At 33.8% G+C, this 18,548-nt stretch carries 15 protein-coding genes and 1 tRNA gene; all 16 read right to left on the reverse strand.

The features are described 5' to 3' along the window. Positions 1 to 26: 26 nt before the first annotated feature. Complete coding sequence (locus tag Q0912_RS09165) at positions 27 to 728, reverse strand: alpha/beta hydrolase (RefSeq protein ID WP_299114309.1); 702 nt, start codon at positions 726 to 728, stop codon at positions 27 to 29. A gap of 79 nt (positions 729 to 807) precedes the next feature. After that, positions 808 to 1,686 (reverse strand): alpha/beta fold hydrolase, encoded by an 879-nt coding sequence (locus Q0912_RS09170; protein WP_299114311.1) that lies wholly within the window; start codon positions 1,684 to 1,686, stop codon positions 808 to 810. Positions 1,687 to 1,800: 114 nt separating this feature from the next. Beyond that, entirely contained in the window at positions 1,801 to 2,742 is a 942-nt protein-coding gene (locus Q0912_RS09175) for a UDP-glucuronic acid decarboxylase family protein (protein ID WP_299114313.1), read from the reverse strand. A gap of 51 nt (positions 2,743 to 2,793) precedes the next feature. Further along, on the reverse strand, positions 2,794 to 3,621 hold the full coding sequence (locus tag Q0912_RS09180) for a zinc-dependent peptidase (RefSeq protein WP_299114315.1): 828 nt from the start codon (positions 3,619 to 3,621) through the stop codon (positions 2,794 to 2,796). A gap of 338 nt (positions 3,622 to 3,959) precedes the next feature. Continuing rightward, a tRNA-Arg gene (locus Q0912_RS09185) sits at positions 3,960 to 4,033 on the reverse strand. Positions 4,034 to 4,045: 12 nt separating this feature from the next. Continuing rightward, positions 4,046 to 4,498 carry a GatB/YqeY domain-containing protein gene (locus Q0912_RS09190; protein ID WP_299114317.1) on the reverse strand — a complete coding sequence of 151 codons (453 nt, stop codon included), beginning with the start codon at positions 4,496 to 4,498 and terminating at the stop codon, positions 4,046 to 4,048. 152 nt (positions 4,499 to 4,650) lie between these two features. Next, positions 4,651 to 6,579, reverse strand: a complete 1,929-nt coding sequence (gene ftsZ / locus Q0912_RS09195; RefSeq protein ID WP_299114319.1) for a cell division protein FtsZ — start codon at positions 6,577 to 6,579, stop codon at positions 4,651 to 4,653. A 158-nt stretch (positions 6,580 to 6,737) separates the two neighbouring features. After that, positions 6,738 to 8,069, reverse strand: coding sequence for a cell division protein FtsA (gene ftsA / locus Q0912_RS09200; RefSeq protein WP_299114321.1), 1,332 nt, complete (start codon positions 8,067 to 8,069; stop codon positions 6,738 to 6,740). Positions 8,070 to 8,072: 3 nt separating this feature from the next. Beyond that, positions 8,073 to 8,756, reverse strand: coding sequence for a hypothetical protein (locus Q0912_RS09205; protein ID WP_366125127.1), 684 nt, complete (start codon positions 8,754 to 8,756; stop codon positions 8,073 to 8,075). 25 nt (positions 8,757 to 8,781) lie between these two features. After that, the gene (gene murC, locus Q0912_RS09210; protein ID WP_299114325.1) at positions 8,782 to 10,134 is read right to left on the reverse strand and encodes a UDP-N-acetylmuramate--L-alanine ligase; all 1,353 of its coding nucleotides are present in this window, start codon (positions 10,132 to 10,134) and stop codon (positions 8,782 to 8,784) included. Beyond that, positions 10,131 to 11,228, reverse strand: a complete 1,098-nt coding sequence (gene murG, locus Q0912_RS09215; protein WP_299114327.1) for an undecaprenyldiphospho-muramoylpentapeptide beta-N-acetylglucosaminyltransferase — start codon at positions 11,226 to 11,228, stop codon at positions 10,131 to 10,133. The genes murC and murG overlap by 4 nt, the downstream gene beginning before the upstream one ends. Further along, positions 11,228 to 12,427: an FtsW/RodA/SpoVE family cell cycle protein gene (locus Q0912_RS09220; RefSeq protein ID WP_299114329.1), complete on the reverse strand. Its 1,200-nt coding sequence runs from the start codon at positions 12,425 to 12,427 to the stop codon at positions 11,228 to 11,230. Before Q0912_RS09220 ends, murG begins: the two co-directional genes overlap by 1 nt. An 85-nt stretch (positions 12,428 to 12,512) precedes the next feature. Further along, positions 12,513 to 13,844: a UDP-N-acetylmuramoyl-L-alanine--D-glutamate ligase gene (gene murD, locus Q0912_RS09225; protein WP_299114332.1), complete on the reverse strand. Its 1,332-nt coding sequence runs from the start codon at positions 13,842 to 13,844 to the stop codon at positions 12,513 to 12,515. Then, a complete protein-coding gene (mraY, locus tag Q0912_RS09230; protein ID WP_299114334.1) occupies positions 13,844 to 15,085 on the reverse strand; it encodes a phospho-N-acetylmuramoyl-pentapeptide-transferase in 1,242 nt (413 codons plus the stop codon). The genes murD and mraY overlap by 1 nt, the downstream gene beginning before the upstream one ends. Next, complete coding sequence (locus Q0912_RS09235) at positions 15,086 to 16,549, reverse strand: UDP-N-acetylmuramoyl-L-alanyl-D-glutamate--2,6-diaminopimelate ligase (protein ID WP_299114336.1); 1,464 nt, start codon at positions 16,547 to 16,549, stop codon at positions 15,086 to 15,088. Beyond that, a complete protein-coding gene (locus Q0912_RS09240) occupies positions 16,546 to 18,507 on the reverse strand; it encodes a penicillin-binding protein (RefSeq protein WP_299114737.1) in 1,962 nt (653 codons plus the stop codon). Before Q0912_RS09240 ends, Q0912_RS09235 begins: the two co-directional genes overlap by 4 nt. Positions 18,508 to 18,548: the final 41 nt, after the last annotated feature.

The raw sequence follows: 18,548 nt of genomic DNA on the forward strand, positions 1-18,548 counted from the left end.
TCATTACTTTTTGAGATGAAGCCTTTTTATTTCAATATACTTTCTATGGTGTTATGATAAGCATCAAACTCAATAAGGTTGTTATGATCCCCATTCTCAATTGTAATAAAATTTAATTTTTCGATATTCAATTCTGACAGTTTTTTACCAGATGAATAGGGTACTACATTATCATCAGTGCCATGTAATATTGTAATGGGGCAATTTGTTTTAGGCAAGTATTGATGTGTTGGAAAACGGTATTTCAACAATGGTTTTACAGGAAACATTGGAAACCTATGTTTAGCTACATCCAGGATACTGTAATAAGGTGTTTCTAAAATGAGTTGTTTAGGATTATTGTTTGACGCTAAATAAGATGCTATTCCAGTTCCTAAAGATCTTCCATATAAGGTAATTTCTTTTTCAGAATAGTGCTTTAAAAGATAATCATAACAATATTTTGCATCATTATAAATGGCTGCTTCACTTAGTCTCCCTGTACTTTTTCCATAAGTTCTATAGTCTATAACCAGTATATCATAGTTTTTATCTACAAAGTATTCTGTAATTTTCCCCCAACGACTCAAATCTCCTGCATTACCGTGGAAATAGAGAATTACACCTTTAGGATTATCAACTTTAAAATGAAGTGCATTTATAATAGCATCCTTTTCGGTTTTTAGAAATAATTCTTCAAAAGGATAATCAAAACTATACTGATAATTTTGTTCTAAAGTGGTTGGCAAAAACAAAATTTTTTCCTGAAAAAAATAAAGTAAAGATCCTATCATAACATATAAACCCAAAAGGGTAATAATAATTCTTCTAAGCCTTTTTCTTAGCTTTTTTTGATGAGTGAATGACATTAATACTTGTGGTTTCTAAATCAATGGTTTTGGGTTGGCTATTAAGAATTTCATCTAACATATTATGGTAGGATTCAAAATTATTTAAATCCTTATGTCCACCACCTATAACGGAATGTAACTTAGTTAATTTAGGCTGTATTTGTGCCAATTTCACACTAGTTTTATAAGGAATCAGCTTATCGTGTGTACCATGGATAATATGTATTGGGCATTTCACATACTTCAACCATTTATAGGTAGGCAATGGATATTTTATTAATAAGGACAAAGGCATAAAAGGCGCATAGCGTGCTGTAACTTTAGTTAAGCTGTAATATGGTGCATCTAGAATAAGCATTTTCGGATCATTCAAAGATGCAAGTTTTGCTGCAAAACCAGAGCCTAATGAGCGACCATAGAGGATAATTCGATCTTCTGTGGTTTGTTCCTTAATTTTATTGTAAACCAATTGTAAATCGCGTTTAATGGCTTTTTGAGAACGTTTTCCTGTACTTTTTCCAAAGCCACGATAATCTACCATCAACACATTGTAACCATGTCTTGTAAAGTCCACAGCAAATTTACCCCAACCTTTAATACTTTTTGAATTTCCTTTGAGGTATAATACAACACCTTTACTTTTCCCTTTAGGAAAAAACCGTAAACCATTAATTATAGCTCCATCTCTAGTTTCTAAATTGTATTCTTTGGTTTCTTGGTTTTCGTAATCAAATAGAAAATCCTTGGGTAACTTTTCTGGCTTGAATAGCATATAATCTTGTAGATAGTATAGTGCTATACTTATAGCGCTATAAATCGCTATGATTAGTATAATAGTCGAGACCCAATAAGGCATAAATTGCATATTACTTTCTACAAGATACCGAATTTTAATGACTAACTCAAAATAACTACAATGAATAAAAGTTGTACTAAATTAAAGCATAGCATCAATTTTTAATTATAAAGCTTAACTGCTCAGCAAAGCGTCAAAATATTTAATAGTATGACCTAATCCTTCACGTAATTGAATTTTTGGCTCCCAACCATCTAGCTCTTTTTTAGCAAGACTTATATCTGGTTGACGTTGCATCGGGTCATCTTTAGGTAATGGCAGGTAGGTTATTTTAGATTTAGAGTTCGTTAAATCTATAACCTCTTTTGCTAATTGCAGCATGGTAAACTCAATAGGGTTGCCAATATTAACTGGCCCTGTAAAACCCTCACGAGAGTTCATCATACGATGTGTACCTTCAATTAAATCATCTACATACTGAAAGCTTCTGGTTTGCGTTCCTTGACCAAATATGGTGATATCATCACTTTTTAATGCTTGTACTATAAAATTAGATACTACCCTTCCATCTTGTGGATGCATTCGAGGTCCATAGGTGTTAAATATTCTAATGATTTTAATCTTTACATTATTTTCTTTATGGTAATCCATAAACAAAGTTTCTGCACAACGTTTTCCTTCATCATAGCAAGACCTCTGACCAATTGGGTTAACATTTCCCCAGTAACTTTCTGGTTGAGGATGTACGGTTGGATCGCCGTAGACCTCACTTGTGGAAGCTTGCAAAATTTTAGCTTTAACACGTTTGGCAAGACCTAACATGTTAATGGCTCCCATTACAGAAGTTTTTACCGTTTTAATAGGATTATATTGATAATGTACTGGTGAAGCTGGGCAAGCCAAATTATAAATTTCATCAACCTCAACCATGTACGGATTAGTAATATCATGACGTACCAATTCAAAATAATGATGATCCATTAAGTGCTCAATATTGCGTTTTGAGCCAGTAAAATAATTATCTAAACAAATAACCTCATTACCTTCCTTAAGTAATCGCTCACACAAATGAGACCCTACAAATCCTGCGCCACCTGTTACCAATATTTTTTTCATGTGTATCTTTATAAATAAGTGCTTAAAAATAAGACTTTATTTTTAAGCTATTTAATAGCCAGCAAAATTAAAATTAAGCATCTGTTTCATATGTGCGTATAGCTTCGGGAATTGAGATTTAAATGCTTTTGGTGTCTCAATAAAGTTTTCTAAAATTACAGCAAAAAACTCATAATGATTGGTGTAGGCGTATTCTCTAAAGTATTTTGAAGCAATCAGGTCTTCCCTAACCATTTTATGATGTTGTAAAAAATTGATTAAATCCTCAAAGCCTTGTCTAAAAATCTTGCTACTAATATCATTATTGACAAAGGCATTTAAATGAATGGCATGCCCAAACTCATGAATTCCTAAATTTAAATTATCATCTCCGATATGATAACCTTGTTCAAAATCTTCCCACGAAAATACAATTGACTTTAATTTTGGGTTGGTCTCACCTTTATGATTGGTCTCATTAATTTGCGAATAATACGCTTTGGGATAAATAATAACTTTATCAATTAAGTCTATAAGGTAATTTCTAAACCCAAATGTCAGCATCACAGCTGTTGCTGAGATGAGTGTTTTCATTTCTTCTGTTGGCTCTATACCTTCTCTACCTATAAATACTTTATTCGCAATAAATCTGGCTAACCTATGTCTAAATATCTTTTGTTCCTTTACATTGAGTATTTTATAAAAATTAAATTCTCTCTCTAGAATTATGATCTGCTTTTCTGTTAGTGAACGCTTTGATATAGAAATATTAAGAAAAAAGGGTTTTTTATACTTAAAGGCATAAACTTGTTCAAAATAGATATATAATCTGCTAAGTACAACTGAAGCAATAGTTACCAATAAAACAATAATAAAAATAAGTTTTAATATTGGGTTCATCGAAGGTGATTGGGTCTCCTGTAGGTAGAATAAGATCATTGTTCAATATAGGAAAGATATTTTGAAGTTTTTAACACAAGTCTAAAAAAGCTTGCTCATAAAATTTGGGTAAACTTGTAATATAAAGCTAATGATTCGAATTATACAAAGCGGATTATAAAGGGTTACTGTCGCTTCCTTTGTGATCCGCTTTTAAAGTGTTTATTAGTGACCCAAAAAGGGAAAAGTTTAAACCAAAAGAGTGAATTCCATTTTCGCAGCAATCCCTTTGATATCAAACGAACTATCTAAAATGAAAAACGGAGAAGCTATCAATCTAGATAAATTCTCCGCTGGAGTGACCACGGCAGGATTCAAACCTGCGACCGCTGGAGCCGAAATCCAGTGCTCTATTCAGCTGAGCTACGTGGCCAAAATTGATAAATTAAGACAATAGTTTAGCTTTTACAATGGTGGAAATTGTTTTTCCATCTGCTTGACCAGCAAGTTCTTTTGAAACGATTCCCATAACCTTACCCATGTCTTTCATACCATCGGCGCCAATCTCATCGATAGTCATTACTACGACTTTTTCAATTTCTTCTTCGCTCAAAGCTTCTGGTAAAAACTGACTAATGACTTCCGCTTGATCAATCTCAGGTAAAGCCAAATCCTTTCGGTTCTGCTCCAAAAATATAGCAGCGCTATCTTTTCGCTGTTTTACCATTTTAGACAAGATTTTAATTTCTTGTTCCTCAGTTAGCTCTTCTGTAGAACCTGATGCAGTTTTTGCTAATAATATTTCAGCTTTTACTGCTCTTAATGCTGCTAAAGCGGTTTGATCTTTCTCTTTCATCGCTGTTTTCATTGCAGCCATGATATCATTTTGTAAGCTCATTTTGTCTTAATTTAATTGATTTGCGAAGATACTAAAAAAGTTGTGGTGAACTTTATATAAAATCTCGTACCTAGTAAAAATAAAAAGCCTAAAAAGTTGAGGGAACTTTTTAGGCCTGACAATGGTGTAAAACACTTAACTTAAACTTGCTATTAATCTACGTTATCGTGTAAAAATGAATTGTTACTTCTCAATTGAATATCGTCGTTATCATCTGTACCGACAGACATCCTGGAAGCGTTGGTTTCTGAAGAATGCTGAGCATCCTCTAGATTAACACCCTGTCTCTTATAAGCAGGCTCTTTTTCTATTTCGTCAATCTTTGCAGTATTGAACTTATAGTTAAAATCTTTCATATGCTTTCTACGCTCATCTGCACGTGCTTTAATGAGTTCAGAAATAGGGCTGTTCATTGGATCGATTTCGTCTTCGATGACTTCTTCATTGTCTTCTACAGGAAGTATTTTCTTTTCAAAAACGATTTCTTCTTTTACTTCAACTTCTTTTGTATTTGTATTAATAGAAGACTCAAAAGTTTCAAAATCATCTAATGCGTAGCGTTTCTCACCCTCTTCATTTACTTCGGTAACCGAAATAATTTCAACAGGTTCATTGACATCGATATCTTTTACATCTTCATCTAAGCTGAAAAACATTTTTTCTTCACCAGATTCTGGCTCTTCAACTTTTTCAGGCTCATTGTTTGAAAGTGGTAAATCGAACGTTAAGGTAATTTGTTCTTCTTCTGACTCTTCTTCAATGGTTTCTGCCTTATTTTCTATTGGAGTAATAATGAATTCTTCAGGGGCAACTTCAACCTCAGATTTAGTATCTAATACTTCATCATAGACCACATTCATATTCCTCAGCAAATCTGTAGTAGGAATAATATCCATACCGTTATTTGTTTCAGGCTCTACTTCATCCTCATCAATCAATACATGCTTTACGATCGGCTCTTCTTTTTTGTCTTCTAAAACAATATCTGGTGTGATAATCGCTGGTTCTTTTTCTTGCGTACTAACCTCTTCTACAACGTCTTCTTCTAAAGCATGAATTACTTTTTTAGTTTCGGTATTTGAAATTTCATTTTGCTGATCTAGATCAAACCCTGTAGCTATAATAGTTACAGCAATTGATTCTTGTAAAGATTCATCTTCACCAACACCCATAATAATGTTAGCTCCATGACCTGCCTCATTTTGAATATGATCATTAATTTCACCTATCTCATCAATAGTAATTTCTTGAGAACCAGAAACGATAAGCAACAATACATTTTTGGCTCCAGTAATTTTATTATCGTTTAGTAATGGCGAGTCTAAAGCTTTCATAATGGCTTCTTGAGCTCTGGTTTGCCCAGAAGCTGTAGCCGATCCCATAATAGCTGTTCCACTGTTACTTAGTACTGTTTTTGCATCACGTAAATCGATATTTTGTGTGTAGTGATGTGTGATAACTTCCGCAATTCCTCTTGATGCTGTAGATAAAACCTCATCTGCTTTTGAGAATCCTGCTTTAAACCCAAGATTACCATATACTTCGCGAAGCTTGTTGTTATTTATAACGACTAGTGAGTCTACATGTGCGCGTAGGTTTTCTATGCCACGTTGCGCTTGTTCATTACGCATCTTACCTTCAAATTGAAATGGCATCGTCACAATACCTACAGTAAGAATATCTAATTCTTTCGCCATTTTTGCGATGATTGGCGCAGCACCTGTACCTGTACCGCCTCCCATACCTGCAGTAATAAATACCATTTTAGTATTGGTATCTAACATTCTACGGATATCTTCTAAACTTTCTACAGCGGCCTGCTCACCAACATCAGGATTGGCTCCAGCTCCTAATCCTTCGGTTAAGTTTACACCAAGTTGAATTTTGTTTGGAACACCACTATTTTGAAGTGCCTGTGCATCGGTATTACAAATCACAAAATCAACACCTTTGATACCTTGTTGAAACATGTGATTTATGGCATTACTACCTCCACCACCTACACCAATCACTTTAATGACGTTAGATTGATGTTTAGGCAAATCAAATGAAATGTTTCCAAATTCGTTGCTATTACTCATACTTTTTGAGATTATGGGATTTTATATCTTTTAAACTTTATTTTATTTTTTAATACATGATGATTGTCAATCCATCATATTTTATTGTTCAATTGCCCTCGCCTTAGCGCTGGCTTTTCGTTAAAATTGTCCACTGGACAATTTCCATACAATCTGTCCTATTCTGCGTTGTCTAAAAACTCTTTAACACGTTCTGTTAACTTGTCTAAAAATGAACGGCGTTCCTTAATTGGTTCTTCAACTTCGATCTCTGATTCTGTTTCAGAATTTTGTTCTACTTCTGCCACATTTTGCATTTCATCATCTACAGCTTCGGCCCTTTTACGATCCTGGCGTTTTAACCCATCCATAACCAAACCAACTGCTGTTGCAAATAACGGACTTGCAATATCCTCATCACTATCACCTGCCAAATGCTCATTAGGATATCCTATTCTGGTATCCATCCCTGTGATATATTCTACTAATTGCTTTAAATGTTTTAATTGGCTTCCTCCACCCGTTAATACTATACCAGCAATAAGCTTTTTCTTTTGCTCTTCGTGACCATAGTTTTTTATTTCTACATAAACTTGCTCAATAATTTCTACAACTCTGGCATGAATTATTTTAGATAAGTTTTTTAATGTAATCTCCTTTGGTTCTCTACCTCTAAGCCCTGGAATAGAAACAATTTCGTTGTCTTTATTTTCACCTGGCCATGCAGAGCCAAACTTCATTTTTAAAAGCTCTGCTTGTTTTTCTATAATTGAGCATCCTTCTTTTATATCCTCAGTAATCACATTACCACCAAAAGGAATAACTGCTGTGTGACGGATGATACCATCTTTAAAAACTGCTAAATCTGTTGTTCCACCTCCTATGTCAATCAAAGCTACACCAGCTTCTTTTTCTTCTTGGCTTAAAACTGCATTAGCTGATGCTAAAGGCTCTAAAGTGATACCTTCTAATTCTAATCCGGCACTTTTAACACAACGCCCAATATTTCTTATAGATGATACCTGACCAACAACAACATGAAAATTAGCCTCTAATCGTCCACCATACATACCTATTGGTTCTTTGATTTCGGCTTGACCATCTACTTTAAACTCTTGTGGTAACACATGTATAATTTCTTCACCTGGAAGCATTACCAGTTTATGAACCTGATTGATTAAGCGATCGATATCAGTTTCATCAATTACCAATTCGGAATTTGCTCTTGTGATATAATCACTATGCTGTAAACTACGTATATGCTGACCTGCGATGCCTACGGTTACCTCTTCAATCTTTTCTGAAGCCGCAGCTTCAGCTTCTTGCACAGCCTGCTGAATCGATTGAATTGTCTGCGTAATATTATTTACAACACCACGATGCACACCCATGCTTTTGGATTTACCCACACCTAGAATCTCTACTTTACCATACTCATTTTTGCGACCAATCATGGCCACAATTTTTGTGGTTCCTATATCTAAACCTACTGATATGTTATGACTGTCCATAGCTTATATTTTGGTGCAAATCACTTGTTTATCAAATTTGAGATTCACAAGCTTGTAATTATTTAATATTCTGTCTTTTAGTGCTTTTTGATAAAAAGCTTTAAAATTATTTATTTTCTTTTCGAGTTTTTCTAAAGTTCCTAAATGAACTATAAAATCACTTTTTCGAATTTTAAAATCAATGGTTTTATCGTCATTCTGACGAATTTCAATGACATATTTTTTTAAGAATGCATCTTCATCAACAGCTTTGGCAAATTGAAAAACTGTTTCAAGGTCATTTTTCTTAATATTACCAATAACTAATGGTACTCTTGCAGCATAATTAGACGACAAAGGCATATATGATCCCTGATCATCGATATAATATGATGCATTAGTATTGACTCTTGCTATAGGTCGTTTTTGTTCAATTTCTGCGGAAAGCTCACCATTTACGGATATAAACACTTCTGCTTTCTTTATCATTGGGTTAGAATTTAGGGCAGTTTCTAACTCGTTCAAATCTATAATTTCTTTAGGCTGTTCTGTAACAGGTCGCTGATTTTGTATTAACAATTTACTAACAGTGGCTTCTGTGATAAACAATTTGTTTTCGCCAACAAATTCTATATTAGGTTTAGAAACTTTCCTGTTATCATTTCTATGTTTAGAAAACGCAAACAAGAAGCCTATTAAAAGTAACAAACCAATGATTTTTATGTAGTTATAATTAATTCGCAATACTAAGTGCTTCTTTAATATGTTTAACTTCTTCTCCTATATCACCTGCTCCAATAGTCAAAATAACCTGAACATCTGATTTTTTGATTTCATCTATCAACTCTGATTTAGAAATCAGCTGTTTATTTGGGTTTTTAATCTTCTCTAATAACCACTTTGAAGTCACTCCTTCAATTGGTAATTCTCGCGCTGGATAAATATCTAAAAGCAATATTTCGTCAAATTTTGAGAGGCTCTCAGCAAATCCATCTATAAAATCACGTGTTCTTGTATAAAGATGGGGTTGAAAAATCGCTAAAACCCTCCTATCGGGATACATTTCTTTAACCGCTTGATGGACTGCATTAATTTCTTCGGGATGATGTGCATAATCATCAATAAACACAAAGTCATTCGTTTTAATTTGATATGTAAATCTTCGCTTAACTCCTTTGTAAGATGCTAAACCCTTGGCGAGCTGGTTGTAAGGGCAACCAAAATCAACAGCCATCGCCAAGGCGATTATTGCATTCGACAAATTATGTCTACCAGGTAGGTTAAATTGAAAATCTTTATATAATTCGTTAGGTGTCTTCATATCAAACACATAACTTCCATTCTCTATTCTTACATTTTTGGCGCTATAGTCAGAATTGTCTTCTACACCATAAGTAATACCATCTAATGGCAATCCATTTCTAATAAATAGCTTGCCATTTGGCTTAATACATTTAGTAAAATCCTTAAATGACCTTACTAGTTCTAAAGCATCACCATAAATATCCAAATGATCAGCATCCATTGATGTAATGCATGCCAGATTTGGTGATAAGGTTAAAAAGGAACGATCAAATTCATCCGCTTCAACAACAGTAACGTCTGTTCCATTTGAAATTAAATTTGAATTATAATTCTCACTTATACCACCTAAAAAAGCAGTCACTGGAACATTACATTCGTTCAGCAAATGTCCTAATATACTTGTTGTCGTTGTTTTACCATGTGTACCCGCAACTGCAAGACATTTGGTTTGTCTTGTAATTTCCCCTAAAACTTCAGAACGTTTTAAAACCTTAAAGCCATTTGAATTAAAGTAATTTAATTCGGAATGATTTTTAGGAATCGCTGGTGTATAAACCACCAAAGTGTCTTCCTTATTTAAATACTTAGGGTTAATTTCAATAATATTATCATTAAAATGAATGTAAATATTTAAGTCTTGTAATGCTCTGGTAATATCAGATGCGGTTTTATCATAACCAGCAACCTGTTTTCCATTAGCCACAAAGTAACGCGCTATTGCACTCATACCAATACCACCTATACCGATAAAATAGACATTATTTATAGCTTTTAAATTCATTCTTTTATTAATAGTTTTTCAACCTCATCCACAATATCATTAGTAGCATTTACTAATGCCATAGCTTCAATATTTTCGCCTAATTCATTTCTTTTTTCTTTATTAGAAATTAGCACTGAAAAATGATTCTGAAATTCTGAATCCAGATCTTTCTCTCTTATTAAAATTGCTGCATTTTTGTCTGCAATTGCCTTTGCATTTTTTGTTTGATGGTCTTCTGCAACATTAGGTGATGGAATAAAGATTGTAGGTTTACCGGCAATACACAACTCAGAAACTGATATGGCACCAGCTCTCGAAATAATCACATCTGCTGCTGCATATGCCATATCCATATTGTTTAAAAATGCATGAACCTGAACGTACTTTAATTTATTGTACTGTTTATATGCATCATAATACAACTTTCCACATTGCCAAATTAACTGCACATTCATTTCCTCGAAAAAAACAAGGTTAGCTTCAATTAATTCATTGATACGTCTAGCCCCTAAACTTCCTCCCAATACTAATAATGTATGTTTACTATGAATAAGCCCAAAACTGTCTTTCCCTTCAATATGTTTTCCACGTACTTCGAGTAAATCTTTTCTAATTGGATTGCCTGTAAGTTTTAATTTTTCCTTTGGAAAAAACTTTTCGAGTCCTCCATAGGCTACACAAATTGTATTTACCTTTTTACCAAGCAATTTGTTTGTTATACCTGGATATGAATTCTGTTCTTGAATAAGACATGGAATGTTTTTATTAGTAGCCATTTGTAATAATGGACCACTTGCAAAACCTCCTGTACCTATAACCACATGAGGTTTAAATGTTTTTATAATTTTTCTGGATCTTAAAAGACTAATTAACAGCTTAAATGGAAACATTAAATTCTTTAAAGTCAATTTTCTTTGAATTCCAGAAATCCACAACCCTTCAATTTTGTAACCCGCTTGTGGTACCTTATCCATTTCCATACGATCAGAAGCTCCAACGAATAAAAACTCGGCATTAGGGTAACGCGACTTTAACTCGTCTGCAATAGCAACCGCAGGATAAATATGACCTCCTGTTCCGCCTCCTGATAATATGAATCTATAGCTACTCATTAAATTGCTTCACTTAATATGTCTAAAGGATTATCTCCTTCTAAAGTTTCACTTTCTTTTATTTCTTGACGCTTAGCACTTACGCTGAGTATAATTCCTATAGCAAGACAGGTCATCCAAATAGAAGTTCCTCCACTACTAATCAATGGTAAGGTTTGTCCGGTTACAGGAAATAATTCTACAGCAACAGCCATATTTATCAATGCCTGAAATACAATTGGTAGTCCAACTCCTAACACTAATAATTTTCCAAAAATGGTATCCGATTTCTGAGAGACTATAACAATTCTAAACAAAAACCATGAGTACATAATGAGTAAGAACAATCCTCCTACTAATCCATACTCTTCTATTATAATAGCAAATATGAAATCTGAAGATGATTGTGGCAAAATGTATTTAGTTGGGCTCTTACCTGGCCCAAGCCCAAAAACACCACCAGATGCAATTGCAGTTTTAGAGCGTTCTATTTGATAATCGGCTTCTGTATCTTCATCATTTGAAAAATTTTCGATTCTGCTCATCCAGGTATCAACTCTATTTGGCATTGCTTCAGGGAAGGCTTTCGCTATTAAAACAAATAGTACTAAAGACATTATGCCTGTCCCTATAATCACTAATAAATATTTAATAGGATAACCCCCAATAAATGTCAACATCATTACCATGGTAAAAATGATAGCTGTAGTTGAAAAATTTGCAGGAAGAATTAATATTAAAATAAAGAAAACAGGAACCCAAAGTGGTAAAACAGTTTCTTTGAAAGAAATTGATTTATCTCTTATTTTGGATAAATAACGTGCTACATAAACCATTAAAACCACAGCTGCCAACGTCGATGTTTGAAACGACATATTCACCACAGGAATATTAATCCATCTGCTAGTATTTGTGCCTGAAGAGTTAGTAGATCCTTGTAAAATTGTAATTAACAATAAGACTAAAACCACAGGAATAAGTATCATTGATAACCCTTTAAAGTATTTATAAGGAATTTTGTGTACTGCAAACATTATTGCAAACCCAAGTGACAGATGCATAAAGTGCTTTACAAAGAATGAAATAGTACTACCACTCTCACCATAATCTGCTAAATTACTAGCAGCACTATATACTGGTAAAAAGGAAAAAATAGCCAATAGAGTAGCTATAGCCCAAATAGCCCTATCTCCTTTGATTTGTGAAAATATATTTTGCATTCCTTTTTTTATTTCTGCCGAAACAGAAACCTAATTATTCTTCTCTTTTATTATGGATTCCAGCTTTAGCAGGAATAGCATTATATTATAAATTACGTACAGCATTTTTAAATTGACGCCCTCTATCTTCATAATTTTCGAATAAGTCGAAACTTGCGCAAGCAGGAGACAGTAACACATTATCACCAGCATCTGCTACTTTATATGCAATTTTCACTGCTTCACTCATATACTGTGTCTCTACAATAACATCTACCATATTACCAAAAGCTTCAAATAGTTTTTCGTTATTAACACCCAGGCAGATAATGGCTTTTACTTTCTCATTTATAAAAGGGAACAATTCTTTATAATCATTTCCTTTATCTACTCCACCAACTATCCAAACTGTAGGTGCGTCCATACTTTCTAAAGCAAAATAGGTTGCATTTACATTAGTTGCTTTAGAGTCATTTATATACTGAACCTTATTGATTTTTAATACATGCTCTAACCGATGTTCTACACCTTGAAAATTCTCTAAACTTTCTCGTATAGTCTGTTTTCTAATTTTAAGCAAATGTGCCACAGTAGAGGCAGCCATTGCATTCTTAATGTTATGTTTACCTTCTAATGTTATGTTTTCTGTTGGCATAATGATTTGATTGTTATCTATTGTTATTATTATCTTATTATTTTCTATATAGGCCCCTTCTTCAATAACTTTAGTTAATGAAAAAGGCAATTTTTTAGATTGAATCTGATGGTTTTGAAGCCATTCTAAAATCACTTCATCATCAGCGTCATATATGAAATAATCATCTTCGTTTTGATTTTCTACAATTCTAAATTTTGAAGCGATATAATTTTCAAACTTGTAATCATAGCGATCTAAATGATCTGGTGTGATATTAGTTAAAATGGCAACTTTTGGCTTAAAAGCCATAATGTCATCTAACTGAAAACTACTTACTTCTAAAACATAGTTGTTATGATTTTTATCAAGAATTTGCTTTGCAAAACTGTCTCCTATATTTCCGGCTAAACCAACATCTAACTCTTGCTTAAGCAAATGATGAGTTAATGTCGCAGTTGTTGTTTTACCATTGCTTCCCGTTATAGCAACTAATGTTGCATCTGTATAACTCGAAGCGAATTCAATCTCTGAAACCACTTTAATTTTAGTCTCTCTAATCTGTTTCACTAAAGCCACTTTATCTGGTATACCAGGGCTTTTCATGATGATATCTGCATTTAGAATTTTTGATTCTGTATGCTGTTCATCTTCAAATTCAATCTCATTATTTAAAAGAACGTTTTTATACTTTTCCTTAATCCTTCCTTTATCAGATACAAATACTTCGTAGCCTTTTTTCTTTCCTAAAAGTGCAGTTCCTACTCCACTTTCACCTCCGCCAAGTATTACCAGCCTTTTCATTATCTAATCTTCAGTGTCACAATAGAAATAATAGCGAGTAAGATGCCAACAATCCAAAATCGTGTTACAATTTTACTTTCGTGATATCCTGATTTCTGATAATGATGATGCAAAGGCGACATCTTAAAAATCCGTCTACCCTCACCATATTTCTTCCTCGTATATTTGAAATAACTTACTTGCATCATAACCGATAAATTTTCTGCAAGGAAAATTCCACATAGAATTGGTATTAACCACTCTTTTCTAACAGCAATAGCAATTACTGCTATAATTCCTCCAATTGTTAAGCTCCCAGTATCTCCCATGAAAACTTGCGCCGGATAAGCGTTATACCATAAAAATCCCACCAATGCACCTACAAAGGCTGCTATATAAATCGTAATCTCCTCTACTTGAGGGATGTACATTATATTTAGGTATTTTGAAAAAATTATATTACCCGAAACCCAGGCAAAAATTCCTAGAGTTAATACTACAATTGCTGAAGTGCCTGCTGCTAGACCATCAATACCATCGGTAAGGTTTGCTCCATTAGAAACAGCAGTAACAATGATTATGGTTATTAATACGAAAATAATCCAAGCATACCTTTCTAAATCAGGGCTAATCCATGTAATCAGATCTGAATAATCAAACTCATTATTCTTTAAAAACGGTATTGTTGTTTTGGTAGATTTTTCTGCAGCATCAAACAACTGAGCTTCTGTTAAATTTGGATTTTCAGCAAGCAATACGCGTTGTTCCTGAAGTGGTAATTCCTCCTTTATAGTAACATCTTCATGGAAATAAAGTGTTAGCCCAACTATAAGCCCCAAGCCTACTTGACCTAGTACTTTAAACCGACCTTTTAAACCTTCTTTATCATTTTTAAATTTCTTAATATAATCATCAATAAAACCAATTGTACCCATCCAAAGTGTCGTAACGATGAGGAGAATGATGTAAATGTTTTCGAGTTTTGCTAATAACAATACAGGAATTAATGTCGCCAAAATGATTATAATTCCTCCCATTGTTGGCGTACCAGCTTTTTCAACCTGACCTTCCAAGCCTAAATCCCTTATGGTTTCGCCAACTTGCTGCTTTTGCAAAAAACGAATAATACGCTTCCCAAAAATGGTAGAGATTAACAATGACAAAATAATAGCAACCGCAGCCCTAAAAGTTAAGAACCCAAAGAGTGATGCTCCAGGAAACTGAAATTGTTGTTCTAAATATTCAAATAAATAATACAGCATCTATTTTTGTAATTGTTTTAAAAGTTCTTGTACGGTTTTATAATCATCAAAATCAAAGCGTTTTCCTTTAATTTCCTGATACGTTTCGTGCCCCTTTCCTGCAATAAGAATAATATCTTTTGCATCAGCCATTTGACAAGCCGTTTTAATGGCTTGCTTTCTGTCAGTAATCGATAAAGTTTTTTTGAAATTTTGAGGTTCTACACCTTTTTCCATATCTTCAATAATGGCTTCAGGCACTTCACTTCGAGGATTATCACTTGTAAAAATGACCTTGGTACTCAAAGCAGATGCGATATGCGCCATTTTTGGACGTTTGGTTTTATCTCTATCTCCACCACAACCAACAACTGTAATTAGTGCTTCATTTTTGGTTCGAATACTATTAATTGTTTCTAAAACATTCTTTAGGGCATCTGGTGTGTGTGCATAGTCAACAATAGCTGTTATTTTCTCATCCGAAATGAAATACTGAAAACGTCCAGAAACATTATCAAGCTCACTAATTAATCTCAAAATTTCATTTTTTTCTAAGCCTAATAATTCCGCTGTTCCATAGATGGCTAGAATATTATAAGCATTAAAACTTCCTATTAAGCGTGTCCACAATTCACTGTCATTAACTTTTAACAATAAACCGCTAAACTCATTCTCCAAGATTTGTGCCCTGTAATCTGCGTAGTTCTTTAAAGCATAGGTGTACTTTTTAGCCACCATATTTTGAAGCATTACCAAACCATTCTTATCATCCATATTAGATAAAGCAAAGGCATCCTTAGGCAGACCATCAAAAAAAGTTTTTTTTACATCTCTATACTCCGCAAAAGTGTCGTGGTAATCTAGATGATCATGCGAAAGGTTAGTAAAAATCCCTCCTGTAAACTTCAGCCCTTCAGTTCTACTTTGATGTATTCCATGAGAACTCGCCTCCATAAAACAGAACTCTACACCTTCCTCGTTCATCAACTTCAGGTACTTATTAATAGCTAAAGAATCTGGTGTTGTATGTGTTGCTTTATATGTAGCATTATCCACCATAATCTTCACAGTAGATAACAAACCAACCTTATAACCCGCTTTTTTAAATAACTGATATAACAGACTCGTAACAGTTGTTTTGCCATTAGTTCCTGTAACACCCACAAGTTTTAAGTTTTCTGATGGATGCTCATAGAAATTAGCTGCCATGTAAGCTAAAGCCTGATTTGAATTAGCTACCTCTATGTAAGTGATACCATCTTTAAGAGTTTCTGGGAGCACTTCGCAAACAATTGCCAATGCACCAGATTTTATAACATCGTCAATGTACTTATGCCCATCAGTTACTGTCCCTGTAATTGCTACAAAAACATCATCTGTTTTTATTTGACGCGAATCGAATTCTATTTTATTAACAGCAATACTTGTACTACCAACCACAGCATTAATAGTAACCTTATACAATATATCTTTGAGTATCATCATGATGCTTCCAAGATTATTGTTTGGTTAGGTTTTAACTTCTTATGTCTCTCTACAGATTGCTTTTTTATTGTACCACTACCATTTAATTTAACTTTGACTTTGACCTGAAGGTTTTCCAGTAAAGCAATAGCATCCATAGCAGGCATACCAACCACGCCTGGCATTAATTGTTTATACTTACGTGCATTTTCGTAATAGTTTTCAAAATCCTGATTTACTATACCATTATTAAACTCTAAAGTTTTAAGCTCTTCAATAATTGGTGTATCTGTATAGATTTTTTGAGCAATACGTTTAAAAACCGGACCTGTTACATCAGCCCCATAGTACCCAACCTTGGTGCTTGGCTTGTGAATAATTACTATACAAGAATATTTAGGATTATCTGCTGGAAAATAACCTGCAAATGAAGAAATGTACTTTTTATCTTTTCTCCATTCTTCATAATTGGCATAATCTGTACGTGCAGTACCCGTTTTCCCTGCCATAGAGAAGGTTTCAGAATACATACGTTTTCCAGTACCACGAATTACAATGTTCTTAAGAATGTCTCTAATTTCAGATAAGGTTTTGTCAGAACAAATTTTATCTACTAAAACTTCCTTTTCAAAAACCTCAATTTCCTTATCAAAAGATTTCACAGACTTGATAAAACGTGGTTTTATCATTTCACCGTTGTTAGCTATAGCATTATAGAATGCTAGAGTTTGTAGAGGAGTAATAGTTAAGTTATAACCATAAGCCATAGATGGCAACGCGTTTTTACTCCAGTTAGATTTACCAGGTTCAGGAATGTTTGGAATGCCCTCACCTAAAATTGGAATATCTAATGAATCGTTGAGCTTCCAAGTCTTAATATGGTTAATAAACTTGTTTGGATTTTTGGAATAATGATCATCTATGATTGTTGCTAAGCCGATATTTGATGAAACTTCTAATGTACGTGCAGCAGATATTTTCCCATAACCTCCATGATGCGAATCACTTATAGTGCGCCCATAAAAATATTTTTTTCCATTTTTAGTATCTATAACAGTAGATGTATCAATAACCTTATCTTCTAAGGCCGCCATCATTGCCATTACTTTAAAAGTTGAACCTGGCTCATGAGATTCATAAACTGCATAATTACGTTTTTCGTAATAGGTTCCTTTTGATGTTTTGGCGAGGTTAGCAATGGCTTTAATCTCACCTGTTTTCACATCCATAACCACAACACAACCATGTTCTGCTTCATATTTCTCTAATTGACCCAATAACGAATGATGCGCTATATCTTGAATATTAACATCTATAGTTGTATAAACATCAAAACCATCTTGAGGCTCTACTTGGTCATAATCCGCAATAGGTTTCCACTGTCCATTGCCTATTTTTTGTTTTAAACGTTTACCCTTTACTCCTCTTAAATATTTTTCACCAAAGGCACCATCAATACCAGCTCTTGTAACATTGCTATCCTTGTCGAATCGCTCATAACCTATTGATCTAGCTGCTATTTCACCCATAGGATGCTCTCTCCTGGTCGTTTGCTCTACAATTAGACCTCCCTTTATAGCTCCAAGATTTAACAATGGGAAATTTCGCATTCTGATATAATCTGAATAGCTAATATTTCTAGCTAAAAGGAAATATCTGTTTTTATTATTACGTGCTTTTCGAATTACATTTTTGTAGTACGAAGCTGATTTGCCTTTATAAACCGAAAGTGAATCTGCCAACACACTAATATGTTCATTAAACACAGCGTCTTTTGCCTGGATTGCGTCTATTCTTATATCGTATTTTGGAATTGAAGTAGCCAACAAACTCCCATCTGCAGAATACACATTACCACGATTGGGCTCTATATCAAAATCCTGAACTGTACGCTTTTCAGCAAGTGCTCTATACGCATCACCTTGAATAAACTGAATACTACACAATTTAAAAACCACAGCCAATGCAAAGACAAACATGCAGCCTGCTACAAAGTACAATCTGTTTAATATGTTGGTTT

This window comes from uncultured Winogradskyella sp. (assembly GCF_947498345.1).
In the GTDB taxonomy this organism is placed as follows: Bacteria; Bacteroidota; Bacteroidia; order Flavobacteriales; family Flavobacteriaceae; genus Winogradskyella.

What these genes read in the sequence shown, in the direction of transcription:
- Q0912_RS09175 (WP_299114313.1), bottom strand. Translation starts at nt 2,742, where the DNA reads ATGAAAAAAATATTGGTAACAGGTGGCGCAGGATTTGTAGGGTCTCAT.
- murC (WP_299114325.1), bottom strand. Translation starts at nt 10,134, where the DNA reads ATGAATTTAAAAGCTATAAATAATGTCTATTTTATCGGTATAGGTGGT.
- Q0912_RS09220 (WP_299114329.1), bottom strand. Translation starts at nt 12,427, where the DNA reads ATGCAAAATATATTTTCACAAATCAAAGGAGATAGGGCTATTTGGGCT.
- mraY (WP_299114334.1), bottom strand. Translation starts at nt 15,085, where the DNA reads ATGCTGTATTATTTATTTGAATATTTAGAACAACAATTTCAGTTTCCT.
- ftsA (WP_299114321.1), bottom strand. Translation starts at nt 8,069, where the DNA reads ATGGACAGTCATAACATATCAGTAGGTTTAGATATAGGAACCACAAAA.
- Q0912_RS09240 (WP_299114737.1), bottom strand. Translation starts at nt 18,507, where the DNA reads ATGTTTGTCTTTGCATTGGCTGTGGTTTTTAAATTGTGTAGTATTCAG.
- Q0912_RS09170 (WP_299114311.1), bottom strand. Translation starts at nt 1,686, where the DNA reads ATGCCTTATTGGGTCTCGACTATTATACTAATCATAGCGATTTATAGC.
- murG (WP_299114327.1), bottom strand. Translation starts at nt 11,228, where the DNA reads ATGAGTAGCTATAGATTCATATTATCAGGAGGCGGAACAGGAGGTCAT.
- murD (WP_299114332.1), bottom strand. Translation starts at nt 13,844, where the DNA reads ATGAAAAGGCTGGTAATACTTGGCGGAGGTGAAAGTGGAGTAGGAACT.
- Q0912_RS09180 (WP_299114315.1), bottom strand. Translation starts at nt 3,621, where the DNA reads ATGAACCCAATATTAAAACTTATTTTTATTATTGTTTTATTGGTAACT.
- ftsZ (WP_299114319.1), bottom strand. Translation starts at nt 6,579, where the DNA reads ATGAGTAATAGCAACGAATTTGGAAACATTTCATTTGATTTGCCTAAA.
- Q0912_RS09190 (WP_299114317.1), bottom strand. Translation starts at nt 4,498, where the DNA reads ATGAGCTTACAAAATGATATCATGGCTGCAATGAAAACAGCGATGAAA.
- Q0912_RS09235 (WP_299114336.1), bottom strand. Translation starts at nt 16,549, where the DNA reads ATGATGATACTCAAAGATATATTGTATAAGGTTACTATTAATGCTGTG.